This is a genomic window from Pseudomonas oligotrophica (assembly GCF_021726475.1).
Classification (GTDB): Bacteria; Pseudomonadota; Gammaproteobacteria; order Pseudomonadales; family Pseudomonadaceae; genus Stutzerimonas; species Stutzerimonas oligotrophica.
In genome coordinates, this window is the sequence record NZ_JAKJRU010000002.1 from 71,071 (window position 1) to 95,111 (window position 24,041).

Below are 24,041 nucleotides of genomic sequence, written 5' to 3' on the forward strand. Positions count from 1 at the left end.
AAGTGTGCCAGTCGCTCCGGCGGCTGGCTATCGGCGCACGACGATAAAGCCGCCCGCGGCGAGCATCAGCCAGGCGGGCCAGACGGCCAGCGCCGTCAGGCTGGCGGCCTGGGCGGCGAGGAACGCGCCGGCACCGAGCAGCACGGCGCCGACCAGGCGCAGCGGCCAGCCGCGATGGCGGTCGTGCCAGGGTGGCGGCGGGTTGTCGGCGTGAGGGTGGGCCATGCGCTCGAGCAGCTCGCGGGTCATGTTGGCCAGGTGCGGCAGCTGCTCGACCTGCGCCTGCACGTTCTTCAGCACCTGCCGGGGGCTCATGCGCTCGCGCATCCAGCGCTCGAGATAGGGCTGGCCGGTGGTCCACAGGTCCAGCTCGGGGTAGAGCTCGCGGCCCAGGCCCTCGATGTTCAGCAGGGTCTTTTGCAGCAGCACCAGCTGCGGCTGCACTTCCATGTTGAAGCGCCGTGCCACCTGGAACAGGCGCACCAGCAGCTGGCCGAAGGAGATGTCCTTCAGCGGCTTCTCGAAGATCGGCTCGCAGACGGTGCGGATCGCTGCCTCGAACTCGTTGACCTTGGTCTCGGCCGGCACCCAGCCCGAGTCGATGTGCAGCTGCGCCACCTTGCGGTAGTCGCGCTTGAAGAAGGCCACCAGGTTGCGCGCCAGGTAGTCCTGGTCCTCGGGGGTCAGGCTGCCGACGATGCCGAAGTCCACCGCGATGTACTGCGGGCTCCAGGGCTCGTGGGTGCTGACGAAGATGTTGCCCGGGTGCATGTCGGCGTGGAAGAAGCTGTCGCGGAACACCTGGGTGAAGAAGATCTCCACGCCGCGCTCGGCCAGCTGGCGCATGTCGGTGTTCTGCCGGCGCAGCGCGGCCATGTCGGTGACCGGCACGCCGTAGATGCGCTCCATCACCAGCACCTGCGGGCGGCAGTAGTCCCAGTAGACCTGCGGCACGTAGAGCAGCCGCGAATCCTCGAAGTTGCGCCTGAGCTGGCTGGCGTTGGCCGCTTCGCGCAGCAGGTCGAGCTCGTCGTAGATGGTCTTGGCGTAGTCGTCGACCACCTCGACCAGGTGCAGCCGGCGGGCGTCGGCCGAGAGGCGCTCGGCCGAGCGCGCCAGCAGGAACAGCCAGGCCAGGTCCTGGCTGATGACCGGGCGCAGGTTCGGCCGGACGACCTTGACGATGACTTCCTCGCCGGTGTGCAGGCGTGCGGCATGCACCTGGGCGACCGAGGCCGAGGCCAGCGGCTTGGTGTCGAAGCGGGCGAACAGCTTGTCGATCGGCGCGCCGAGCTGCTGCTCGATCAGCGCCACCGCGCGCGCGGAGTCGAACGGCGGCACGCGGTCCTGCAGCAGCGCCAGCTCGTCGGCGAGGTCCGGCGGCAGCAGGTCGCGGCGGGTGGAGAGGATCTGGCCGAACTTGATGAAGATCGGCCCCAGCCCTTCGAGCGCCAGGCGCAGGCGTGCGCCGCGGCTCAGCACGCTGTGGCGTCGCGGAATCCAGCGCCAGGGCAGCAGGTAGCTGGTGGCGCGCAGCCAGAACGGCATCGGCAGGTCGAGGATGATGTCGTCGAGGCGGTAGCGGATCACCACCAGCAGGATGCGAAACAGGCGGGCGGCGGCGGCGAACAGCTTCATTCGGGTCGTTCTGGGGCGAGGTTGTGGGCGAGGCGCTCGATGCGCGCCTCGAGGCGGTCGAGGGCCAGCTTGAGTTCGTCGATGTCAGCGAAGCGGGCCTCGGCCTCTTGCTGGCCGACCAGCGCGCGACTTTCTTCGGTCAGGTAGTCGGCCAGGTCCTGGCGCAGCGAGTCGCCGCTGTCGCGCAGCCAGTGGGCCGGCGTGCGCAGGCCACGGCCAAGCAGTTCGGCGCCGACCGGGCCGAGCCAGCGCGAGGCTTCGTATTCCCAGTCCAGCTCCAGGTCCTGCAGCACCTCGGCGAGGTTCATCAGTACGCCGCTGTCGCCGTCGATGCTCACCTGCGGCTCGTGCAGGACGGCGGTCTTCTGCCGGCTGGCGAGCAGGCGCAGCAGGCTGGAGGCGGGCGCGCGCAGGCGGCAGTCGGCCTCGCTGGCCCAGCTCGAGGCCAGGCGCAGGCCGTCCTCCTCGACGAGGATGAACAGCCTGAACGCCGGTGAGTTGCAGTCGATCTCGATGATCCGCCCGGCCAGGCGGGCCAGGCGCGGCAATGCGACCGGGTCCAGCCGCAGCACGCGGTTGATCCCCTGCTCGGCGGTGGCGAGCAGCGCCTGGCGCAGCATCAGGGCTTGATTCCGCGGTGCAGGGCGACGATGCCGCCGGTCATGTTGTGGTAGGTCACGCGCTCGAAGCCGGCGGTTTCCATCATGCCCTTGAGGGTTTCCTGGTCCGGGTGCATGCGGATCGACTCGGCCAGGTAGCGGTAGCTGTCGGCGTCGTTGGTGATCAGCTTGCCCATCACCGGCAGCAGGCTGAACGAATAGGCGTCGTAGGCCTTGGAGAACAGCTGGTTGGTCGGCTTGGAAAATTCCAGTACCAGCAGCCGGCCGCCCGGCTTGAGCACGCGCAGCATCGAGGCGATGGCGTCTTCCTTGTGGGTGACGTTGCGCAGGCCGAAGGCGATGGTGACCACGTCGAAGTGGTTGTCCGGGAAGGGCAGCTTCTCGGCGTCGGCCTGGACGAAGCGCACGTTGCCCGAGACACCCTTGTCCAGCAGCTTGTCGCGGCCGACCTTGAGCATCGAGGCGTTGATGTCGGCCAGCACCACCTCGCCGCCGGGGCCGACGATGCGCGCGAACTGGCGGGCCAGGTCGCCAGTGCCGCCGGCGATGTCGAGAATCCGGTTGCCCTGGCGCGCGCCCGACAGCTCGATGGTGAAGCGCTTCCACAGGCGATGGATGCCGCCGGACATCAGGTCGTTCATCAGGTCGTACTTGGCGGCCACGGAGTGGAACACCTCGGCCACCTTCTGCGCCTTCTGGCTCTCCGGCACGTTCTGGTAGCCGAAGTGGGTGGTCGGTTCTGCGTCATGCACTTTGCGAGGATCGGTCATGTCACTGTCACCGGAAGAATGTCGCGGCATTCTAAACCCAAAGCCGGCGCCAAGCTCCACGCTTGTGGCGGGCGCGGCGATCGGGCGAACGGAAAACTTGATCTGGATCGGGCGGGGCGATTTCGCGTAACGCGTGCTGCTGTATAGTGCCGGCCGTTCATCGGCCCGCAGTCAGGAGTCGGCATGGCCCGAATCATCGTTGAGCGTTCCCACAGCCTCGGTCGCGAAGCCGCGCGCGCCAAGGCCGAGCAACTGGCCGGCCGCCTGGCCAGCGAGTTCGGCGTGAGCTGTCAGTGGCAGGGCGACGTGCTGGCCGTGCGGCGCAGCGGCGCGGATGGCCATATCGAGGTCGGCGAGGACCGGGTAAAGGTGTTGCTGAACCTCGGCCTGCTGCTCTCGGCGATGGGCCCGAGCATCCAGGGTCAGATCGAGCGGGCGCTGGACAAGGCATTGGCCTGAACGCGCGCTGCGGCCGGCGGATCGCATAAGGTGCGACATCGCCCCAGGGTTGATCGCGTTGCACCGTTCCACCGCACCGCACCGCGCTGGGGTGGATGCAAGAAGCGACATCCACCCTCCGGCTGTGTTCAGAGCATCAGCTTGACCACCGATTCATCCGGGTCGCGTGACTTGCCGGCCTGCTCCAGCGCCCGCAGGTAGTCGGCCCAGAGCGCCTGCTGGTGGTGCGCCAGGTGGTCGAGGTAATCCCAGGAGTACAGCCCGCTGTCGTGACCGTCGCTGAAGGTGAGCTTCAGCGCGTACTGGCCGGCCGGCTCGATCTTGTCCAATGCGACATTCAGCTTGCCGGTCTGCAGCACCGGGTTGCCGTGGCCCTGGACTTCCGCCGAGGGCGAATGCACGCGGAGGAACTCGGCCGGCAGCACGTAGCGCTCGTCGGCGCCGTATTCCAGTTCCAGCGTTCTGGACGCCTTGTGCAGCTTGATTGCGGTGGGGATGCGCATGCAACGCTCCGGAAAGGTCGGCCGCAGCCCACGCCGCGGCCGCAACGGTTAGAGGATGTAGCGCGACAGGTCTTCGTCCTGCGCCAGTTCGCCGAGGTGCTGGTTGACGTAGGCGGCGTCGATGCGGATCGCCTCGCCATCCTGCTTGGCCGCCAGGTCCGCGGCGCTGAAGGAGACTTCCTCGAGCAGACGCTCGAGCAGCGTGTGCAGGCGGCGCGCACCAATGTTCTCGGTCTTCTCGTTGACCTGCCAGGCGATCTCGGCGATGCGCTTGATGCCGTCCTCGAGGAATTCCACCTGCAGCCCCTCGGTCTTCAGCAGCTCGGTGTACTGCTCGGTCAGCGAGGCGTGCGGCTCGCGGAGGATGCGCTCGAAGTCCTGCGGGGTCAGTGCCTTGAGCTCGACGCGGATCGGCAGGCGACCCTGCAGTTCGGGCACCAGGTCGCTGGGCTTGGACAGGTGGAACGCGCCCGAGGCGATGAACAGGATGTGGTCGGTCTTGACCATGCCCAGCTTGGTGTTGACCGTGCTGCCTTCGATCAGCGGCAGCAGGTCGCGCTGCACGCCCTCGCGGGACACGTCGGCGCCGCCGGTGTTGCCGCGCTTGGCGACCTTGTCGATCTCGTCGATGAAGACGATGCCGTTCTGCTCCACCGCCTCCAGGGCACGGGCCTTGAGGTCTTCTTCGTTGACCAGGCGCGCGGCTTCCTCATCGCGAATGAGCTTGAAGGCTTCCTTGATCTTCAGCTTGCGGCTCTTCTTCTTGCCCTTGCCCATGTTGGCGAAGAGGTTCTGCAGCTGGCTGGTCATCTCCTCCATGCCGGGCGGGGCCATGATCTCCACGCCGGCCGGGCTCTCGGCGACCTCGATGTCGATCTCCTTGTCGTCCAGCTGGCCTTCGCGCAGGCGCTTGCGAAACAGCTGGCGGGTGTTGGAATCGCCGCTCTGTACCGGTTCCTCGGAAAAGCCCACCGGCCGCGCCGGCGGCAGCAGGGCGTCGAGGATGCGCTCCTCGGCGGCGTCCTCGGCGCGGTGGCGCATCTTGTGCACCTCCTGCTCGCGCAGCATCTTCAGCGCCGCGTCAGCCAGGTCGCGGATGATCGACTCGACGTCGCGGCCGACATAGCCGACCTCGGTGAACTTGGTCGCCTCGACCTTGAGGAACGGCGCGTTGGCCAGCTTGGCCAGGCGGCGCGCGATCTCGGTCTTGCCGACGCCGGTGGGGCCGATCATCAGGATGTTCTTCGGCGTGACTTCCTGGCGCAGCTCGGCCGGCAGCTGCATGCGTCGCCAGCGGTTGCGCAGGGCGATGGCCACGGCGCGCTTGGCGTCGTCCTGGCCGATGATGTGGCGGTTGAGTTCGTGGACGATCTCGCGGGGCGTCATGGACATGGTGCGGTACTCCGGAACGACAGGCGATCAGATCGCGCTGTCGAGCTCCTCGATGGTCAGGTTCTGGTTGGTGAACACGCAGATGCTGCCGGCGATGTTCAGCGCGGTCTCGGCGATCTCGCGGGCGCCCATTGCGTCGCCGCCCTTCTGCAGCAGCGCCAGCGCGGCGGCCTGGGCGAAGCCGCCGCCCGAGCCCATGGCGATCAGCCCGTGCTCGGGTTCGACCACGTCGCCGTTGCCGGTGATGATCAGCGAGGCATCCTTGTTGGCGACGGCGAGCATGGCTTCCAGACGGCTCAGCGAGCGGTCGGTGCGCCAGTCCTTGGCCAGCTCGACGGCGGCGCGCACCAGGTGGCCCTGGTGCTTCTCCAGCTGGCCTTCGAAGCGCTCGAAGAGGGTGAAGGCGTCGGCGGTGGCGCCGGCGAAGCCGGCCAGCACCTGGCCGTGATAGAGGCGGCGGACCTTCTTGGCGTTGCCTTTCATCACGGTGTTGCCCAGGGAAACCTGGCCGTCGCCGCCCATGACGACTTTGCCGTTGCGGCGCACTGAAACGATGGTGGTCAAGGGAGAATCTCCACGCAGCGGGGCGATGAATGCCCGAATGCGGGTGATATGGGGGCCGGTGCAGGCATTTCAACGCCGACCATCGTCAGTCCATGGCGAAGTCCAGCTGGCGCCAGGCTTCGTAGACGGCCACGGCCACCGTGTTGGACAGGTTCAGGCTGCGGCTGTCCGGACGCATCGGCAGGCGCAGGCGGCGCTCGGCAGGGAAGGCATCGCGCACCTCGTCGGGCAGGCCGCGGCTCTCCGGGCCGAAGAGAAAGGCGTCGCCGCGGCGAAAGGCGACCTGGTGGAACGGCTGCGAGCCCTTGGTGGTGAAGGCGAACAGCCTTGGGGCCTGTTCATCGCCGGTCTGGCCGGGCGGCGCGATGCCCAGCTCGGCCAGGCAGGCGGCGAGGTTGGCGTGGCGGCGCAGCGGGGCGTACTCGTGGTAGTCCAGGCCGGCGCGGCGCAGGCGCTTGTCGTCCAGCTCGTAGCCCAGCGGCTCGATCAGGTGCAGGCTGCAGCCGGCATTGGCGCAGAGCCTGATAATGTTGCCGGTGTTCGGCGGAATCTCCGGCTGGAAAAGGATCACGTGAAACATGCGCAGCACTCGAGTGGACGACCGCGGCGATTCTACTGCGCACGACCCGCGACCGCGCCTGCGCCGGCGTTTTTTCGCCGCGCTGGTGCTGATCGGCTTTCTCTTCGGCGGGCTGCTTGGCCGGCTGATGGCCCCCGAGCCGGTGCGGCTGCTCGAGGTGCAGGCCTTCGATGCCGGCCTGCGGCTGCGCCTCGATGGCCAGGCGGACTATCGCGAGGCCTCCGCCGCCGGTGGCTACACCCTGTCGCTGCAGGCCGAGGGGCGCGAGGCCGCCGGGCAGCTGAACCTCGAGGGCCAGGCCGTGCGCTGGCGCGTGCAGCCTGGCGAGCAGGGCCTGAGCCTGCGGCTGGTGGCGCTCAGGCCGCTGCAGGTGCGCGCCAGCGCCAGGGAGGAGGGCGGCGCCTGGCTGCTCGAGCTGCGGCTGGCGACACCGGCCGGCGAGCGCTGAGCGGGCCGCGCAGCCTGCGGTCGGTCACTCGTCCTCGTCGTCCCCGCCGTCGCCCATGCCCAGCTCCTTGATCTTGCGGGTCAGGGTGTTGCGGCCCCAGCCGAGCAGGAGCGCGGCGTCGCGACGACGGCCGGCGGTGTGCTTGAGCGCGGTCTCGATCATGATCCGCTCGAAGGCCGGCACCGCCTCGTCGAGCAGGTTCGACTGGCCGCGGCCAAGGGCCAGGTCGGCCCAGTTGCGCAGCGCCTGCTGCCAGTCGTCGACCGGCTGCGCCTCGCCGTGCTGGTGCAGCAGCTCCGGCGGCAGGTCGCCGACCAGCACCTCGCGGCCCGAAGCCATCACCGTGATCCAGCGGCAGGTGTTCTCCAGCTGGCGCACGTTGCCCGGCCAGGGCAGGTGCTTGAGGTAGTCCTCGGTCTCCGGCTTGAGCAGCTTGGTCTCGACCGCCAGCTCCTGCGCGGCGTTGGCCAGGAAGTGCCGCGCCAGCGCCGGGATGTCCTCGCGGCGGTCGGCCAGCCGCGGGATGTGGATGCGGATCACGTTGAGCCGATGGAACAGGTCCTCGCGGAACTTGCCGGCCTGCACCAGCGTCTCGAGATCCTGGTGGGTGGCGGCGATGATGCGCACGTCGACCTTCACCGGCGTATGCCCGCCGACCCGGTAGAACTCGCCGTCGGCGAGCACGCGCAGCAGGCGGGTCTGGGTATCGGCCGGCATGTCGCCGATCTCGTCGAGGAACAGCGTGCCGCCGTCGGCCTGCTCGAAGCGCCCGCGGCGCTGGTTCGCCGCGCCGGTGAAGGCGCCCTTCTCATGGCCGAACAGCTCCGATTCCATCAGGTCCTTCGGAATCGCCGCCATGTTCAGTGCGATGAACGGCGAGGCCGCGCGCGGGCTGTGGCGATGCAGGGCGTGGGCGACCAGCTCCTTGCCGGTGCCGGACTCGCCATTGATCAGCACGGTGATGTTGGAGTGCGACAGCCGGCCGATGGCGCGGAACACCTCCTGCATCGCCGGCGCCTCGCCGATGATTTCCGGCGTGTGATGCTGGTCGGGGGCCGGCGCCTGGGCCTGCTGCTCCTGGGCGTGCTGGTAGGCGCGTTTGACCAGCGACACCGCGTCGTCGACGTCGAACGGCTTGGGCAGGTACTCGAAGGCGCCGCCCTGGTAGGAGGCCACCGCGCTATCGAGGTCCGAGTGCGCGGTCATGATGATCACCGGCAGGCGCGGGTGCTGCTCGCGGATCTTGGCCAGCAGGTCCAGGCCGCTGGTGCCGGGCATGCGGATGTCGGAGATGATCACGTCCGGCTGCTGGCGGGCCAGGCGGCTGAGCACGCTGTCGGCGCTGTCGAAGCTGTGGATGTCCATGCCTTCCTGTTGCAGGGCCTTTTCCAGTACCCAGCGGATGGAGCGATCGTCGTCGACGATCCAGACGGTTTCGCTTCGGCTCATGGCGTTGTGGCTCCTTGTTCCAGCGGCAGGAAGATCGAGAAGGCGGTGTGCCCCGGGTGGCTCTCGCATTCGATCAGGCCCTGGTGCTGGCTGATGATGTTCTGGGTGATGGCCAGGCCCAGCCCGGTGCCGTCCGGGCGACCGCTGACCATCGGGTAGAAGAGGGTGTTCTGCAGTTCGGCGGGGATGCCCGGGCCGTTGTCGATGATCTCGATGCGCGCGACCAGGCGGTGGCGCACGTGGCCGATGGTGAACTGGCGCAGCGTGCGGCTGCGCAGGGTGATGCGGCCCAGGCCCAGTTCGGTCTGCCCGGCCAGTGCCTGCATGGCGTTGCGCATGATGTTGAGCACCGCCTGGATCATCTGCTCGCGGTCCATGAGGACCTCGGGAATGCTCGGGTCGTAGTCGCGCACCAGAATGATGCGCCCCTGGCATTCGGCCTCGATCAGGCTGGCGACGTGCTCGAGCACCTCGTGGATGTTGGTCAGCGCCAGCGACGGCAGCTTGTTCGAGCCGAGCATGCGGTCCACGAGATTCCTCAGCCGGTCGGCCTCCTCGATGATCACCTCGGTGTAGTCCTGCAGGTGCTCGTCGGGCAGCTCGCGGGCCAGCAGCTGCGCGGCGCCGCGGATGCCGCCCAGCGGGTTCTTGATCTCGTGGGCCAGGCCGCGCACCAGCAGCTTGGTGGTCTCCAGGGTCGACAGCTGGGCCTCGTCCTTGGTGATGCGCAGCAGGCGGTCGCGCGGCAGCACCTCGAGCAGCAGCATGGTCTCGCGTGGCGTGGGAATGGGTGTCACGGCGTAGTCGACGGTCAGCGTCTGGCCGCTGACCGAGGTCAGCGTCGCCTCGCGCTTGGTGAACGGATGCGCCTCGGCGACCGCCTGGCGCAGCGCCGAGAGCGCCTCGGGGGATTCGGTGAACAGCTCGCTGATGAACTGGCCGTGGCTGCGCTGGCCGCTGATCGCCAGCAGCATCTCGGCGGCCGGGTTCATGTATTCCAGGCGCAGCCGGGCATTGAGCAGAAGGGTTGCGGTGGTCAGATTCTCGAGCAGCAGGCGTTGCAAGGCTTCGTTGATCATGGCGAGTCCGCATCCAGTGGGTAGCCCGGCAAATGCAAGAAGCAAACCAACGCGCCATTGCGGCGCGAAAAGCCGTTTTGCTGCCTGCTGGTGGCCGGCCGCGTGAACCAAATTGGTGAGCGGTCGCCCGCTCTCAGGTGCCGTGCACCAAAAAGGAGCGCTGCTTGATCATAGATAGGGCACGAAGGGGATGTCGCGCTTTTCCTTCGGCTTGTCGGCCAGCGGGCATTCGGGGCGCACGCCGTAGTCGTCCCGGCGGCAGGGATGAATCCGGCGTCGCTGGATCAGCGAGGTGCGCAGCATGTGGAAGCCCTGCTCGGCGCTGCGTGCCAGCTCCTGGCCGTCGCCATCGAGGATCAGCAGGGCGATGCGGTGGGTGCCGCGGTCGAGGTTGCCCAGGCTGAACAGCGGCGACAGACCGGGCTCGCCGTGGGGCTGGCCGTCGAGCAGCAGCCGGTAGCGGTGCCCCGGGCGCAGGGCCGGCTCGCTCGCGCCGCTGACGCTCAGCTCGCCGGCATTGTTGCGGACGGTTTCATCCGGCGCGGGCGTGAGGATGCGCACCGCCTGGTAGCGGGCGCGCGCCTCGCTGACCTTGGCTGGCGGCGGCTCGCGCGGCGTGGCGGGCGCTGCCGGCATGCGGTTGGCCGGACGCAGCTCGACCGCCTCGGCGGCGTTGCCGGCCGGGCGGTCGGTGAACACGCGATTGCCGTCGGCATCGACATAGCTGTAGATGCCGGCGCTTGCCGGTCCCGCCAGCAGCGCCAGCAGCAGCAACCCGCTGCGACCGCGCACCTCAGCGGCCCCGCTGCGCTGGGCTCGAGGTGTGCACGCGCTGCACGGTGAACAGCTGCGGCTCGCTGCGCTGGATCACCCGCTCGCCCTGCAGCACCTGCACCTCCAGGCGATGCTGGCCGCGCTCGACGTTGTACAGCTGCAGGCTGGTGGCCTGGCTGGGCTCGGCCTGCGGGATGCCATCGAGCACGAAACGCAGGCGATGGCCCGGCCGCAGCGGCGGGTCGAGCTCGGCGCTGACCACGAAGGTGCCGTTGTTGGCGCGCAGCGCGTTGCCTTCCGGGATGCCGAGCAGCACCACGTGGCGATACGGCTGGCCGCCAGGCTGGGTCTCGGAGACCGGCGAAGGCGGCGGTTCCGGCGTACGGATGTCGACGCTGTTGGTCGGCGACAGCTCGACGGGGGCCGCCTGCACGTGTTCCGGCGGCTGGTTGGTGAACACCGTGTTGCCCTGGGCATCGGTGTAGCGGTAGATCTCGCTGGCATGGGCCTGGGCCGCCAGCAGCGCCAGCAGGCCGAGCAGTGCGTTGCGCATGGTTGAGGCTCCGCGGAAGGGGTGAGCGCAGCCTTGCACCGCGCCGTGCGACAGGCAAGCCGGATCGCCCGGTTTTGCGAGCGATGCCCTGCCGCGGCGCTCCTGCGCAGTGGCGGGCGGAAACGAAGAACCCCGCCGGAGGGCGGGGTTCGGGTGTCGCGTGGGGCCGGCAGGCCGGCCCCGGTAGCCGTGATCAGCAGCTGTAGTACAGATCGTATTCCAGCGGGTGCACGAAGGTGCGTACCTTGATTTCCTCGGCGGCTTTCAGCTCGACGTAGGAATCCAGGAAGTCCTTGGTGAACACGCCGCCCTTGAGCAGGAAGTCGTGGTCGGCTTCCAGCGCCTCCAGGGCTTCCTTCAGGCTGCCGCAGACCTGCGGGATGTTGGCCGCTTCTTCCGGCGGCAGGTCGTACAGGTTCTTGTCGGCGGCATCGCCCGGGTGGATCTTGTTCTGGATGCCGTCCAGGCCGGCCATCAGCAGGGCGGCGAAGGCCAGGTAGGGGTTGGCCGACGGGTCCGGGAAGCGTGCCTCGATGCGACGGCCCTTCGGGCTGGCGACGTACGGGATGCGGATCGAAGCCGAACGGTTGCGCGCCGAGTAGGCCAGCATCACCGGCGCCTCGAAGCCCGGGACCAGACGCTTGTAGGAGTTGGTCGACGGGTTGGTCAGGGCGTTCAGCGCCTTGCCGTGCTTGATGATGCCGCCGATGAAGTACAGGGCGGTATCGGACAGGCCGGCATAGCCTTCACCGGCGAAGGTGTTCTTGCCGTCTTTGGCGATGGACATGTGCACGTGCATGCCCGAACCATTGTCGCCGTACAGCGGCTTGGGCATGAAGGTCACGGTCTTGCCGTAGGCAGCGGCGACGTTCTGCACGCAGTACTTCAGGGTCTGGACTTCGTCAGCCTTGGCCACCAGGGTGTTGAACTTCACGCCGATTTCGTTCTGCGCGCCGGCCACTTCGTGGTGGTGCACTTCGACGATCTGGCCCATTTCTTCCAGGGCGTTGCACATGGCGGTACGGATCTCGTGATCCGGATCGGCCGGCGGAGTCGGCAGGTAGCCGCCCTTCACGCGGATGAAGTGGCCGCTGTTGCCCTGGCGGCCGTCGAGGTCGGCGTCGGTGCTCCAGGCAGCCTGCTCGGAGAAGATCTTGAACATCGAGCCGGACATGTCCGACTTGTACTTCACGGAGTCGAAAATGAAGAACTCCGGCTCCGGGCCGGCGAACACGGTGTCACCGATGCCGGTGGACTTGAGGTATTCCTCGGCACGCTTGGCGATGGCGCGCGGGTCGCGCTCGTATCCCTGCATGGTGGACGGCTCGATCACGTCGCAGACCAGGATCAGGGTCGGCTCCTCGGTGAAGGGGTCGAGCACGGCGGTGCTGTCGTCCGGCAGCAGGATCATGTCGGAGGCTTCGATACCCTTCCAGCCATCGATCGAAGAACCGTCGAACATCTTGCCGACTTCGAAGAAATCGTCATCCGCGTCGCGGGCCGGCATGGTGATGTGGTGCTGGCGACCCTTGGGGTCGGTGAAGCGCAGATCAATCCACTTCACATCGTTATCTTTGATCAGTTGAAGCGACTTCGACATGGGGGTTCTCCAAGTGGTGGAAGCGTGACAGTGGGCTTCCCTGAATCGATGATGAAGCCGGGCGGCGATGTTCCGCCAAGGCAACCTGCCTCACAAGGGAGCAAATTGCATGCCAGTGCTCCGTGTTGGGTCCGCGAGGTCGGTAAACCGGGCCGCCTGCCCCGGCGAGTGGCTTGGCGCCGCCAATCGGGCGGGCAAGCGGTGCGTGCGGTGCTCGATAATGGTGCGACAGCCGGCGTGTATGCATTGTTTTGGTGCCTCGTCGCGCGAGCGCAGAAAAGCGACTAAAGGTCCAGCGCTTTCCGCTATACTCCGCGCCCCTCTTTTCAGGCCCGCGTCGGCCACGCGCTGTTTCCATGAAGCTGATCGTCAAGGTTTTCCCCGAAATCACCATCAAGAGCCCGCCGGTGCGCAAGGGCTTCATTCGTCAGCTGACGAAGAACATCCGCGCCGTGCTCAAGGACCTGGACCCCGCGCTCCAGGTCGAGGGTGTGTGGGACAACATCGAACTGGAAACCGCGGTCGCCGAGCCCAAGGCGTTGCGCGAGATGATCGAGCGCCTGCGCTGCATGCCGGGCATCGCGCATTTCCTCGAAGTCCATGAGTACCCGCTGGGCGACCTGGACGACATCGTCGACAAGTGCCAGGCGCACTACGCCGAGCGCCTGCCAGGGCGCATCTTCGCGGTGCGCTGCAAGCGTGCCGGCAAGCACCCGTTCAGTTCGATGGACGTCGAGCGCCATGTCGGCAGCCAGCTGCGCCAGCGCTGCGGCGCCGCCGGCATCTCGCTGAAGGCGCCCGAGGTCGAGGTGCGCATGGAGATCCGCGACCAGCGCCTGTTCGTCGTGCACCAGCAGCACGACGGCATCGGCGGCTATCCGCTCGGCTCGCTGGAGCAGAGCCTGGTGTTGATGTCCGGCGGCTTCGACTCGACCGTCGCCGCCTACCAGATGATGCGCCGCGGGCTGATGACCCACTTCTGCTTCTTCAACCTCGGTGGCCGCGCCCATGAACTGGGCGTGATGGAAGTGGCCCACTATCTATGGAAGAAGTACGGCAGCTCGCACCGCGTGCTGTTCATCAGCGTGCCCTTCGAGGAAGTGGTCGGCGAGATCCTGCAGAAGGTCGACAACAGCCAGATGGGCGTGGTCTTGAAGCGCATGATGCTGCGTGCCGCGACCCGGATCGCCGAGCGCCTGAGCATCGATGCACTGGTCACCGGCGAGGCGATCAGCCAGGTCTCCAGCCAGACGCTGACCAACCTCAAGGTGATCGACTCGGCCACCGACATGCTGGTGCTGCGCCCGCTGGTCGCCAGCCACAAGCAGGACATCATCGACACCGCGACGGCCATCGGCACCGCCGAATTCGCCCGCAACATGCCCGAATACTGCGGCGTGATCTCGGTGAACCCGACCACCCGCGCCAAGGGCTACCGCGTCGAGCACGAGGAAAAGCAGTTCGACATGGCGATCCTCGAGCGCGCCCTGGAGAACGCCCGCCAGGTCGCCATCGACCGGGTGATCGACGAACTCGGCCAGGATCTTTCGGTCGAGGAAGTCGGCGAAGCGCTGCCCGGGCAGGTCGTGCTCGACATCCGTCACCCCGACCTGGCCGAGGACGAACCCCTGGAGCTGGCCGGCATCGAAGTCCAGACGGTGCCTTTCTACGCACTGAACAACCGCTTCAAGGAACTGGATGGCAACCGCCAGTACCTGCTGTATTGCGATAAAGGTGTCATGAGCCGCCTGCATGCTCACCACCTGCTGAGCGAGGGGCATGTGAATGTTCGCGTCTATCGTCCGGCCTGACGCATCGGTGAAACAGCCGGGGCTGTTGGGTGGCAGCATTCGCCACCGCCCTCCCGACCGCTGCTGACCGCAAGGCCCAGTCGCTACCACTCGGACGCCTGACGACGTCCGGACTATTCCCAGCTTCCAGCCAGCGCTCGAAGCTTATCTACAGAGAAACGAATCCAGTGATCGAGAATCTTCGCAACATCGCCATCATCGCCCACGTCGACCATGGCAAGACCACCCTCGTCGACAAGCTGCTGCGCCTGTCCGGCACCCTCGACCGCAAAGAAGCGGAAAACGAGCGCGTGATGGACTCCAACGACCAGGAAAAGGAACGCGGCATCACCATCCTGGCCAAGAACACCGCGCTGAAGTGGAACGGCTACAACATCAACATCGTCGACACCCCCGGGCACGCCGACTTCGGCGGTGAGGTCGAGCGCGTGATGAGCATGGTCGACTCCGTACTGCTGGTGGTCGACGCCCAGGACGGCCCCATGCCGCAGACCCGCTTCGTGACCCAGAAGGCGTTCAAGGCCGGCCTGCGCCCGATCGTCGTGGTCAACAAGATCGACCGTCCCGGCGCGCGTCCGGACTGGGTCATCGACCAGATCTTCGACCTGTTCGACAACCTCGGCGCCACCGACGAGCAGCTGGACTTCCCGATCGTCTACGCCAGTGCCCTGAACGGCATCGCCGGCATGGACCACGAGAACATGGACGACAACATGGATGCCCTGTTCCAGGCCATCATCGACCACGTTCCGTCGCCGAAAGTCGACCTCGAGGGTCCGTTCCAGATGCAGATCTCGCAGCTGGACTACAACAGCTTCCTCGGCGTGATCGGCATCGGCCGCATCGCCCGCGGCACCATCAAGGCCAACAGCCCGGTCACCGCGATCGGCGCCGACGGCAAGAAGCGCAACGGCCGCATCCTCAAGATCATGGGCCACTCCGGCCTGCAGCGCGTCGAAGTGCAGGAAGCCGAAGCCGGCGACATCGTCTGCGTCTCCGGCATGGACGAGCTGTATATCTCCGACACCCTGTGCGACCAGAACGCCGTCGAGGCCCTGCCGCCTTTGACCGTCGACCAGCCGACCGTGAGCATGACCTTCCAGGTCAACGACTCGCCGTTCGCCGGCAAGGAAGGCAAGTTCGTCACCAGCCGCAACATCAAGGACCGCCTGGAGAAGGAACTGCTGCACAACGTCGCCCTACGCGTCGAGCCGGGCGACAGCCCCGAGAAGTTCAAGGTTTCCGGCCGTGGCGAGCTGCACCTGTCGGTGCTGATCGAAACCATGCGCCGCGAAGGCTTCGAGCTGGCCGTTGGCCGTCCGGAAGTGGTGATCATCGAGAACGAGGCCGGCGAGAAGCAGGAGCCGTACGAGAACGTCACCATCGACATCGAGGAGCAGCACCAGGGCCCGGTGATGGAGCAGATGGGCCTGCGCAAGGGCGACCTGAGCAACATGGTTCCGGATGGCAAGGGCCGTGTCCGCCTGGAATACACCATCCCGGCGCGTGGCCTGATCGGCTTCCGTAACAACTTCCTGACCCTGACTTCCGGCTCCGGCATCCTGACCTCGACCTTCAGCCACTACGGCCCGATCAAGGCCGGCGAAGTGACCAACCGCCAGAACGGCGTGCTGGTCTCGATGGCCACCGGCACCGCGCTGACCTACTCGCTGGAAACCCTGCAGGCACGCGGCAAGCTGTTCCTGGCGCCGGGCGACGAGATCTACGAAGGCCAGCTGTGCGGCATCAACAGCCGTGACAACGACCTGGTGCTCAACCCCACCAAGGGCAAGAAGCTCGACAACATGCGCGCTTCCGGCAAGGACGAGGTCATCGCCCTGGTGCCGCCGATCAAGTTCACCCTCGAGCAGGCGCTGGAATTCATCGCCGACGACGAGCTGGTGGAAGTGACGCCGAAGTCGATCCGCCTGCGCAAGAAGTACCTCAACGAGAACGACCGCAAGCGCTACGAGCGCAGCAAGGTCTAAACGCCGTTGCAGTCAGACAAAGGCGCCTTCGGGCGCCTTTGTTGTTTCTATCCAAAAATCGCGCCCATGGACTTGAGTCACGGCATCTGCGCGAACTACCCTGCCAGGGTAGTGGCACGTCGCCACCTTCCTGGCAGGGACCGCCGTCATCAATACCCAGACGCCCAACCATGGGTCGCCCTACCGCTCAACCCAGCGGGCTGCGCACCCCCGCAAATGCCTGGCCCAGCACATGCGTATAGATTTGCGTCGTGCGCACGTCGGCATGCCCGAGCAGCGTCTGTACCGTGCGGAAATCACTGCCCCGGCGCAGCAGCTCGGTAGCAAAGGTATGCCGAAAGGTGTGGGAACTCGCCGGCTTGCCCAACCCACACGCCTGCACCGCCTGCTTGATGGCACGCTGAATGGAGCTGACATGCATGTGATGACGAGCCGGGTCGCCGTCCGCATCCATGCATACCCCGGCGGAGGGAAACAGCCATTGCCATTGCAGCGAACCGGAAGCGCTGGGGTACTTGCGTTTGAGTGCGTGGGGCACCGTCACCGGCACTTGGTAGAACGCCTCCCGCGCCTGCCGCCGCGCGCGAATCAGCGCAATCCGTTCCGTCAGCCGCGCAATCAGGCTGGTTGGCAGCAAGGTGGTGCGGTCCTTACCGCCCTTGCCGTCACGCACGATGATCACCTGCTTGTCGAAATCGATGTCCTTCACCCGCAACCGCGCGGCTTCCACCACGCGCAAGCCTGCGCCATACATCAGCGACGCCAGCAGATCATAGGGTGGCGCCAGCCGACCAATGACCGCCAGCCCCTCCTGGTGCGACAGCACCACCGGCAAGCGCGGTGGGCGTTTGGCACGGATCGTCTCGCCAATATCACCCAGCGATCGCTCAAGTACACGGGCGTACAGAAACACGATGGCATTCAGCGCCAGATTTTGCGTGGCCGCCGCCACGTGGCGTTCGCTGGCGAGCCAGCTCAGAAACTGGTTGACCTCGGCAGGCCCCAGCTCCAACGGATGGCGCATCTGGTGAAACCGCAGGTAAAAGCGTATCCAGTACCAGTAACTTTTCTCGGTGCGGATGCTGTAGTGATGCGCGCGCATCACTGCGTGAAACTGCTCCCGCAGGCGCGACTTGGGAGATTCACAAGAGACAACCGTCAAGCGAACACAGTGGAAGCCATGATCGATCAGCTAAGAATTTGTTTTAAAAGAGAAATATTTTACGAAGCGACTCCGTGTTTTCGGAGTTATACCGAACGCTACCGTTATGCGTTAACGCCGCATGCGGTCTAATCACTGTTAGATGCAGTGTCAAAAATCACGGAACCATCATGGCATTCGACATGTATCACGGTAGCGAGAAAGCATGCATAGAAACGCATGAAGAGTCGCTATTCGTTCCTGTTAACGAAAATCCGAATTACCCATGCCTCGACTGGCTTTTAGCAGAACTTTATAACTCTCCCAGGATTCCGCCAGAAAAATCGAACATTATTGTTCATGAGCTTATTGCGTTGCGCGAGGAGGTTCTTGGCACGGAGCTAAGTTATGTAACAAGAACCATTGACAGAATCATGCCTTTCTTCAGCAAAGCATACATACTCAAAGCGGAGATAAAGTGCTTAAGCGATTAAGGCTCGTGCCATATATCTAACTAGAACAATAGGGGACAGACCACGTTTTTCTACGATTTGCATCGGAGATCGAACAGGCTCTAGGGCGTCGAGCGGTGCGTGGGAAGGCGGGGCGTCGGAAGCGTTCGATGTGGCTAGTTATCGACACGAAATCGTGGTCTGTCCCCTATAAACTCGCTGGTTGGATCAGTGCTGATGGTACGCGTGTCTATAGGGCTCCTACTGTTAAGTCATCGCAGTATGCTACTACTGGCGTGCAGGCAAACTTTGAGACCTATTCAATCAATCCAGTGACTGGTCAGAAAATTAAAGTCAGTAACGGGCATCTGAATGTCACTGACTAAGAGGTGTTCCATGCGTGCGGAGCTAAAGGGGATTTCGGCTGATGACGTGGATATTCACTCGGATGTGCCAGATGATCCAGAATGTTTTTTATAACTCTAAGGCTTCGCATTGGCCCAGAAGGTGATAATGGTGGGGACGATTTCGAGGTGTTCGTTTGCACTCCGACATGGCTGCAGAACAATGTATGGGAGCCCATGTGGGGTAGGCACTTTTTGATAGTCAAAGAATTTAACTATCAGTTAATTGTCGACACGATAATTAAGGCTATATCGCAATATGAAGGGGTGGGTTGGACTGAGATTGCGTGCAAGTTGGCAAGGCTTTACGCTTGGGAGTTTGAAGACTACCAAGCCTGATCCGGCCCCGCGCCGGTGTTGTTTTATTCGTTGCCAGCATGGGAAAAGGGGACAGATTTATTTTTCCGGCTAGTTTGTGTGGAGCAGTCCAGATCGTCTCGTCCTCCTTGGCTAAACTAGGGTTTTTCACGGAACGGAGAACACCACTATGCCCAGGATGGGCCGTCTTGTTTTAGCGAACTACCCGCACCATGTCGTCCAGCGAGGCCACAACCGCCAGGTTGTGTTCGCCGCTGACGAAGATTACCAGCGATACCTGACTGATCTGCGTGAGCTGAAGGATGCCTTTGGCGTCAAGGTCTACGCGTACTGCTTGATGACGAACCATGTGCACTTGCTGCTGGCTCCGGGTGAGGCGATAGCAGGGCTTGGTCAGTTGATGAAAGCACTCGCCGCACGAGCCACTCGGTATCGAAATCGACTGGAAGGCCGGTCTGGGACGCTTCGGGAAAGCCGCTATAAATCGAGCGTCGTACAAACCGATACCTATCTACTCGCATGTTCTCGCTATATCGAGCTGAACCCTGTTCGTGCACGGATGGTGGCCGATCCAAGCGACTATCGTTGGTCTAGCTACTACAGTCGCATAGATGCTGGTGATTCGACGGGATGGCTGGATAGCGATCCTTGCTTCCTGGCGTTAGGGGACACAGCGCAGCAGCGAAGCGAGCGATACGGGACGTTCGTTCGTGGCGCTGTATCGCAAGCGGAGCTATCTCTGATTCGTGAAGGTCTGCAGCGCGGCCAGTTGACGGGCAATTGTCGCTTCATAGACGAAGTAGAGCGGATTGCCGGGCTGCGAATAGAGCGAAGAGGGCAAGGTAGGCCGCGAGCGGTCACAGAAAAATAAATCTGTCCCCTTTTCTTTATATTTACGCCGAAGATAAGAGTGTTACTTTTGCTGCAACGACTGGTGCACTTGGTGGCGTTGCGGGTAGTTACATGGGACGGTCCGCAATGGACGTTTCTTCCGTCCTTCTTCCATCGAAGGTTTCTACAGGGATTGTTATTGATCCGAATAAGCTAATACTTCTACAAGGTATATGGAAGCCAACTCCGTATCCAGGATATGTTGGTGAGGCGGCGGGCGGTGCGGCAAGTGGGGTACTGCCAATTTTTGTTGGTTGGAGCTTTGATAAATATAGAGGAGCGCAGTAACAATAGAAACAATAGGGGACAGACCACGTTTTTCTACGGTTTGCATCGGAGATCAAACAGGCTCTAGGGCGTCGAGCGGTGCGTGGGAAGGCGGGGCGTTCGAAGCGTTCGTGTAGCTAGTTATCGACGCGAAATCGTGGTCTGTCCCCTATAATGTCCTATAAACTTGCTAAGCTGCTTGAGGGGTTGGGGAGCGGTCCAAAAGCGACTGGAAAGGATTATGTCGATATTCTTTCCCCTGAAGCTAAAAAACATATTTTGTATGGTGACAAGCCTGGAAGTGGTGGCCATATGTGGCCAGGGCAACCAGGGAAGACAGTTTTTCCTCAGAGTTGGTCGGCAGATAAAATAGTTCACGAGGTTGGCGACATTGCGACGTCCCCTAATACCAAGTGGTACGCCCAAACAGGAACTGGCGGGATTTATACAAGCAAAGGCGATCCTGCCAAATGGGTTGCTTATGAAGTGCGTGACGGAGTTCGTATGCGTGTTGTTTACCAGCCAGCCACAGGCAAGGTGATCACGGCCTTTCCCGACAATGCACCAATTCCATCCTATAAGCCTATAAAGTAGGTCTCTATGTACGCTGATCGTATTGTCAAATTTGGAGAGCGATTCCGGGGGCGGCTAGATTCTACGCTGCTTCAGGGAGCATTAGATTATGTCGGATATAGTGAAGAGAGCCTGGCTTTCGAGATATTGTGTGACCATATTTGCGAATATGATGTATCTATAAGTGATGAGGAATATTCCGAGGCTATTCAATTAGCCTTGGATATGGGCTTCTCTTTGGAAGAGGGGCCATTCAAGCATCTGAAGGGCTTGAAGTCATAGATTTACAGTTGGTGCAAAAGCCACTGGGAATCCGGTAGTTGATGCTGAAAAATCTGCTCTGGACCGCATTGCACAGAACCCCAAAGGCCCTGATCTGACAGGCAAGCAGCCTGGCATGGTGCTGCAAGCGCAATCACAGAAGAGAATTGATGATCTCGCTGTGCAGTACAACACCAAATCAATTGAGCCGAAGGATTTTCAATTGAATTTGGGTGGTAAGGTATTGAAGACCGATTTTCAGGTTAGCAAGGGGGCCCCGGTCTATATGGGGGCTACCACATCCGATGTGATGTATTACTTTAGGCAGTTAGCTGGGGTTGAAAGTATGCCTATAGCTAAAGTAATTCCTGGGAAGGGGAAAATATATACAGCCAAAACTGGCGCCGGAGCTCGAATAACTCTTCGAGACTTTTCCACGTCTTCGCAGCAGACAGGGGCTTCTTGGACGATAGATGTTATGGATAAGTCCATTAATGGCGGAAGAATGGTGGAGATCAAGTTCAAATGATTGAGGGTCTCTATAAGTCGGTGTTACAAAGCGCGTTTGGGCTCTCAATGGGCGTTATATGGCAGCATATGACGGTTGAGCTTCTTGGTTCGCCTGTTGATTACTCGTGCCGAGTCAATCTGTTCTTCTCTCTGATGGAGCGTTTGATGTTGGAGGGGAATATAAGACTTGCGCATGGTGGCCTTTTCCTTGTTGGTACTATCCAAGCTCAGCTAGACGCGCTCAAGGAAGCGTGGCCTGAAGAGCCCGGTGAAGACGATCTTGATGGCTTCGGACTTTGGTTTATCACAGAGGCCCCTGCTGGGGTTGTATGGATAGACTCGGATGGGAAGGAGTTTTGGACGTAGTTCGTAAATTCAAATTGAAAAAGGGGACAGATTTATTTTTCGGCCGGTTAGGTTGGCTAATTAAATAAAGCTGTCCCTCTTTTTCGATGGCCACCGGCACCGCGCTGACCTACTCGCTGGAAACCCCGCAGGACCGCGGCAAGCTGTTTCTCAGCCCGGGCGACGAGGTCTACGAAGGCCAGCTGGCCGGCATCCACAGCCGCGACAACTGAGTAATAGGGGACAGACCACGTTTTCCTAGATGTTGATGTGGTTGAATAGCAGTTCACTTGAAGGGAAAAGGATTTCCTATGCCACGTCGAGCAAGGCTTTTGCTACCTGGTGTGCCGCTGCATTTGATACAGCGCGGTAATAATCGCAGCGCTTGTTTCTATGCAGACGAAGATTATTTATTTTATCTGGACAACCTGAAGCTTCAGGCAGAGCAACATGGCTGCGCTGTACATGCTTGGTGCTTGATGACCAACCATGTTCACTTGCTAGTCACCCCATCAAAACCGGAAAGCGCCAGCCTTATGATGAAGGGCCTGGGGCAGCGATTCGTTCAATACATCAATCGAACCTATGACCGTAGCGGTACGCTGTGGGAGGGGCGTTTTAGGTCTTGCTTGCTGCAACAAGAGGATTATGTGCTTGCATGCTATCGCTACATTGAGATGAACCCTGTACGCGCCGGCATGGTCGAGCATCCCGCCGAGTATCGTTGGTCCAGCTACGGCGCTAACGCGCATGGGTTACCCTCAGCAATCATCGAGGCGAATCCGCTCTATACCCAACTTGGTGAAACCGCCGATCTACGAGCCAGTGCCTATCGTGAGCTCTTCAGGTATCAGCTTGACCCTGGCTTGGTTGACCAGATTCGGTCAGCAACCAATGGCAACTACGCCTTGGGCAACGCCCGGTTTGCCTCGGAGATCGAACAGGCTCTAGGGCGTCGGGCGGTGCGTGGGAAGGCGGGGCGTCCGAAGCGTTCGTGTAGCTAGTTATCGACGCGAAATCGTGGTCTGTCCCCTATAAAAGACGAACCCAGGTCTGGCTGCGCCCTAGCGCCTCGATACCGATGTAGCCGCGCACCTCCAGCTTCTCGCCGCCGTCCAGCAACGTCGCCTTGGAGCGGTAGGTCTTGCCATTGGCCGGGTCGAGGATGGTGCCGTTGCTCCAGACCTGCTCACCGTCCGGTTTCAGGTCCCAGAGGATGGTCATGCCGGTGATGGGCTGGTCCTTGCGCTCGCCTTCGCACTCGTTGCACAGCGGGTTTGGCCCGTGCTCCGAATGCAGGATTTCCACGACCTTGCCGGCCAGCGAGCCGTCGGCAGTCTGCTGAATCTCGACGATGGACTTGGGCTTGCCGGTTTCGTCGTCGATGGTCTGCCAGCGCCCGGCTGGCGACTCGGCAGCGAATGCCAGTGACGAGAGCGAGAGGGGCAGGGCCAGCAACAGGGTATTGAACAGTCGGCGCATGATTTCTCCAGTGATCGGGAAGGCTCCGCCGACTCTACCAGCGGCGATTCCGCCCCGTTGCGCCTGACCGGCTGACCGGTTGGTTCTCGTCATACATGCCCTTCGAGTCGTCCTTTTTCGGGGCTGTTGCGGGCAGCGTCAGGAGGTGATGCGACCGCGATGATCGCGGCATGCGTCATGCCGAGAGGATGCTTGGCGAGCACGCCGCGCCGCTTCGGAAGTGTCGTTTCGATCGGCAGTCGCCTGTCGGTCGCGGGGTCGGCTGTCCGAGCGCCGCCGGTACCACCCTTCCGGGTTCGCCGTGCTGGATGCCAGCGCCTGCCGCGCCCCCCTCGCGTTGCACGCAACCTGTACAGGCGGTTGCAGACGTAACGCTTTTATTTTCCTCCTGCTTTCCGCGAGCTTGGCGGTTTATGGCGCTATAGGGCTTTTACGGCGCTTGTACAGTGCTCAGAAAAACTTGTACAAAATGCTGGCAAGGTGACAGTATCTTGTACAGGTTTTTTGCCAGAGCCGCCGAGCTTCGTTCGGTCGGTGGAACGATTGAACTCGCTAACAGGGGAAACAGCGAATGAACAGGCAGATGTCGGTATCCATGCGCCTGGGGCTGGGGTTCTGCGTGATCCTGGCGCTGATGGTCGCGGTGGCGGTCCTCAGTGCCGTGAAGGTCGGCATCATCGACCGCAGCATGAACCAGATCGGCACCCAGGCAGGCCTGAAGCAGCGCTACGCGATCAACTTTCGTGGCAGCGTGCACGACCGGGCGATCGCCGTGCGTGATGCCGTCAGCGCCGCCGATCCGGTATTCGCGCGTAGCCAGGTGGCCGAGATCGAGCGCCTGGCGCAGCTCTATGCGGACTCGGCGGCACCGATGAAGACAATGCTCGCGCAGTCCACGGCCGAGCCCGTGGAGAAGCAGCTGATGGCGCAGATCGAAGCCATCGAGGCGAAAACCAACGCGCTGACGCAACAGGTGGTCGAGCTGCGCTTCGCCGAAGGCTCGGAGCGCGCCCATGCCTTCCTGCTGGATAACGTGGCCGGCGCCTACACCGAGTGGCTGCGCCTGATCAACGCGTTCATCGACCATCAGGAAGCGAGCATCAACGAGGATGTGACCATCGTGCGCGACACCGCCAGCGGCTTCCTCGCGCTGATCGTCGCGGTGACCG

At 63.1% G+C, this 24,041-nt stretch carries 25 protein-coding genes and 3 pseudogenes; 14 read left to right on the forward strand and 14 right to left on the reverse strand.

Annotated features, from left to right (window positions below; genetic code table 11):
- Positions 1–27: 27 nt before the first annotated feature.
- From ubiB to ubiE, 3 genes are read right to left on the reverse strand one after another with little or no spacing between them, the layout of a single operon-like run.
- On the reverse strand, positions 28–1,638 hold the full coding sequence (gene ubiB / locus L3N39_RS04210) for a ubiquinone biosynthesis regulatory protein kinase UbiB (RefSeq protein WP_237256039.1): 1,611 nt from the start codon (positions 1,636–1,638) through the stop codon (positions 28–30).
- A complete protein-coding gene (locus L3N39_RS04215; protein WP_237256040.1) occupies positions 1,635–2,258 on the reverse strand; it encodes a ubiquinone biosynthesis accessory factor UbiJ in 624 nt (207 codons plus the stop codon). The genes ubiB and L3N39_RS04215 overlap by 4 nt, the downstream gene beginning before the upstream one ends.
- Positions 2,258–3,028, reverse strand: coding sequence for a bifunctional demethylmenaquinone methyltransferase/2-methoxy-6-polyprenyl-1,4-benzoquinol methylase UbiE (gene ubiE, locus L3N39_RS04220; protein ID WP_237256041.1), 771 nt, complete (start codon positions 3,026–3,028; stop codon positions 2,258–2,260). Before ubiE ends, L3N39_RS04215 begins: the two co-directional genes overlap by 1 nt.
- A 183-nt stretch (positions 3,029–3,211) precedes the next feature.
- Here ubiE and L3N39_RS04225 point away from each other — a divergent pair, with 183 nt between their 5' ends.
- Entirely contained in the window at positions 3,212–3,487 is a 276-nt protein-coding gene (locus L3N39_RS04225) for a polyhydroxyalkanoic acid system family protein (protein ID WP_041108524.1), read from the forward strand.
- 128 nt (positions 3,488–3,615) lie between these two features.
- On the opposite strand, the gene L3N39_RS04230 is transcribed toward L3N39_RS04225, so the two are convergent.
- The 4 genes from L3N39_RS04230 to L3N39_RS04245 all read right to left on the reverse strand — a co-directional run bounded on the left by L3N39_RS04230 (position 3,616) and on the right by L3N39_RS04245 (position 6,526).
- Positions 3,616–3,990, reverse strand: coding sequence for a gamma-butyrobetaine hydroxylase family protein (locus L3N39_RS04230; RefSeq protein ID WP_237256042.1), 375 nt, complete (start codon positions 3,988–3,990; stop codon positions 3,616–3,618).
- Positions 3,991–4,038: 48 nt separating this feature from the next.
- Entirely contained in the window at positions 4,039–5,382 is a 1,344-nt protein-coding gene (gene hslU / locus L3N39_RS04235; protein ID WP_237256043.1) for an ATP-dependent protease ATPase subunit HslU, read from the reverse strand.
- A gap of 27 nt (positions 5,383–5,409) precedes the next feature.
- Positions 5,410–5,946 carry an ATP-dependent protease subunit HslV gene (gene hslV / locus L3N39_RS04240; protein WP_237256044.1) on the reverse strand — a complete coding sequence of 179 codons (537 nt, stop codon included), beginning with the start codon at positions 5,944–5,946 and terminating at the stop codon, positions 5,410–5,412.
- An 85-nt stretch (positions 5,947–6,031) separates the two neighbouring features.
- Positions 6,032–6,526, reverse strand: a complete 495-nt coding sequence (locus L3N39_RS04245) for a tRNA (cytidine(34)-2'-O)-methyltransferase (protein ID WP_237256045.1) — start codon at positions 6,524–6,526, stop codon at positions 6,032–6,034.
- Between L3N39_RS04245 and L3N39_RS04250 the strand changes: the two genes are divergently transcribed.
- Complete coding sequence (locus L3N39_RS04250) at positions 6,525–6,974, forward strand: hypothetical protein (RefSeq protein WP_237256046.1); 450 nt, start codon at positions 6,525–6,527, stop codon at positions 6,972–6,974. The genes L3N39_RS04245 and L3N39_RS04250 overlap by 2 nt on opposite strands.
- Positions 6,975–6,998: 24 nt before the next feature.
- Here L3N39_RS04250 and ntrC read toward each other — a convergent pair whose 3' ends face one another.
- The 5 genes from ntrC to glnA all read right to left on the reverse strand — a co-directional run bounded on the left by ntrC (position 6,999) and on the right by glnA (position 12,429).
- The gene (ntrC, locus tag L3N39_RS04255) at positions 6,999–8,423 is read right to left on the reverse strand and encodes a nitrogen regulation protein NR(I) (RefSeq protein ID WP_237256047.1); all 1,425 of its coding nucleotides are present in this window, start codon (positions 8,421–8,423) and stop codon (positions 6,999–7,001) included.
- Positions 8,420–9,502, reverse strand: a complete 1,083-nt coding sequence (gene glnL / locus L3N39_RS04260; RefSeq protein ID WP_237256048.1) for a nitrogen regulation protein NR(II) — start codon at positions 9,500–9,502, stop codon at positions 8,420–8,422. The genes ntrC and glnL overlap by 4 nt, the downstream gene beginning before the upstream one ends.
- 168 nt (positions 9,503–9,670) lie before the next feature.
- Positions 9,671–10,294, reverse strand: a complete 624-nt coding sequence (locus L3N39_RS04265) for a DUF4124 domain-containing protein (protein WP_237256049.1) — start codon at positions 10,292–10,294, stop codon at positions 9,671–9,673.
- A 1-nt stretch (position 10,295) separates the two neighbouring features.
- Positions 10,296–10,829, reverse strand: coding sequence for a DUF4124 domain-containing protein (locus L3N39_RS04270; RefSeq protein WP_237256050.1), 534 nt, complete (start codon positions 10,827–10,829; stop codon positions 10,296–10,298).
- Positions 10,830–11,022: 193 nt separating this feature from the next.
- Positions 11,023–12,429 carry a type I glutamate--ammonia ligase gene (gene glnA, locus L3N39_RS04275; protein ID WP_237256051.1) on the reverse strand — a complete coding sequence of 469 codons (1,407 nt, stop codon included), beginning with the start codon at positions 12,427–12,429 and terminating at the stop codon, positions 11,023–11,025.
- A 356-nt stretch (positions 12,430–12,785) separates the two neighbouring features.
- Here glnA and thiI point away from each other — a divergent pair, with 356 nt between their 5' ends.
- Both thiI and typA read left to right on the forward strand, forming a co-directional pair.
- Entirely contained in the window at positions 12,786–14,240 is a 1,455-nt protein-coding gene (gene thiI, locus L3N39_RS04280) for a tRNA uracil 4-sulfurtransferase ThiI (RefSeq protein WP_237256052.1), read from the forward strand.
- Positions 14,241–14,407: 167 nt separating this feature from the next.
- A complete protein-coding gene (gene typA, locus L3N39_RS04285; protein WP_237256053.1) occupies positions 14,408–16,228 on the forward strand; it encodes a translational GTPase TypA in 1,821 nt (606 codons plus the stop codon).
- A gap of 187 nt (positions 16,229–16,415) precedes the next feature.
- Here typA and L3N39_RS04290 read toward each other — a convergent pair whose 3' ends face one another.
- Positions 16,416–17,390 (reverse strand): integron integrase, encoded by a 975-nt coding sequence (locus L3N39_RS04290; RefSeq protein WP_284691920.1) that lies wholly within the window; start codon positions 17,388–17,390, stop codon positions 16,416–16,418.
- A gap of 170 nt (positions 17,391–17,560) precedes the next feature.
- Here L3N39_RS04290 and L3N39_RS04295 point away from each other — a divergent pair, with 170 nt between their 5' ends.
- The 9 genes and pseudogenes from L3N39_RS04295 to L3N39_RS04325 all read left to right on the forward strand — a co-directional run bounded on the left by L3N39_RS04295 (position 17,561) and on the right by L3N39_RS04325 (position 22,394).
- Entirely contained in the window at positions 17,561–17,863 is a 303-nt protein-coding gene (locus tag L3N39_RS04295) for a hypothetical protein (protein ID WP_237256055.1), read from the forward strand.
- Positions 17,864–18,288: 425 nt separating this feature from the next.
- Positions 18,289–18,564 carry an Imm8 family immunity protein gene (locus tag L3N39_RS18955; protein ID WP_431977997.1) on the forward strand — a complete coding sequence of 92 codons (276 nt, stop codon included), beginning with the start codon at positions 18,289–18,291 and terminating at the stop codon, positions 18,562–18,564.
- 148 nt (positions 18,565–18,712) lie between these two features.
- On the forward strand, positions 18,713–19,414 hold the full coding sequence (locus L3N39_RS04300; protein ID WP_237256056.1) for a transposase: 702 nt from the start codon (positions 18,713–18,715) through the stop codon (positions 19,412–19,414).
- A gap of 518 nt (positions 19,415–19,932) precedes the next feature.
- Positions 19,933–20,295, forward strand: a pseudogene (locus L3N39_RS04305) (EndoU domain-containing protein); the annotation flags it as partial.
- A gap of 6 nt (positions 20,296–20,301) precedes the next feature.
- Positions 20,302–20,556 (forward strand): MafI family immunity protein, encoded by a 255-nt coding sequence (locus tag L3N39_RS04310; RefSeq protein ID WP_237256057.1) that lies wholly within the window; start codon positions 20,302–20,304, stop codon positions 20,554–20,556.
- Positions 20,557–20,671: 115 nt separating this feature from the next.
- Positions 20,672–21,064 carry a hypothetical protein gene (locus L3N39_RS04315; RefSeq protein ID WP_237256058.1) on the forward strand — a complete coding sequence of 131 codons (393 nt, stop codon included), beginning with the start codon at positions 20,672–20,674 and terminating at the stop codon, positions 21,062–21,064.
- Complete coding sequence (locus L3N39_RS04320; RefSeq protein WP_237256059.1) at positions 21,061–21,411, forward strand: DUF596 domain-containing protein; 351 nt, start codon at positions 21,061–21,063, stop codon at positions 21,409–21,411. Before L3N39_RS04315 ends, L3N39_RS04320 begins: the two co-directional genes overlap by 4 nt.
- Positions 21,412–21,494: 83 nt before the next feature.
- Positions 21,495–21,620, forward strand: a pseudogene (locus L3N39_RS18890) (hypothetical protein); the annotation flags it as partial.
- Between the two features lie 81 nt (positions 21,621–21,701).
- Positions 21,702–22,394 carry a transposase gene (locus tag L3N39_RS04325; RefSeq protein WP_237256060.1) on the forward strand — a complete coding sequence of 231 codons (693 nt, stop codon included), beginning with the start codon at positions 21,702–21,704 and terminating at the stop codon, positions 22,392–22,394.
- Positions 22,395–22,422: 28 nt separating this feature from the next.
- On the opposite strand, the gene L3N39_RS04330 is transcribed toward L3N39_RS04325, so the two are convergent.
- Positions 22,423–22,872, reverse strand: coding sequence for a DUF2147 domain-containing protein (locus L3N39_RS04330; RefSeq protein ID WP_237256061.1), 450 nt, complete (start codon positions 22,870–22,872; stop codon positions 22,423–22,425).
- 595 nt (positions 22,873–23,467) lie between these two features.
- On the opposite strand from L3N39_RS04330, the pseudogene L3N39_RS18960 reads away from it, so the two are divergent.
- Positions 23,468–23,956: pseudogene (locus L3N39_RS18960) on the forward strand (MCP four helix bundle domain-containing protein); the annotation flags it as partial.
- Between the last annotated feature and the right edge of the window lie 85 nt (positions 23,957–24,041).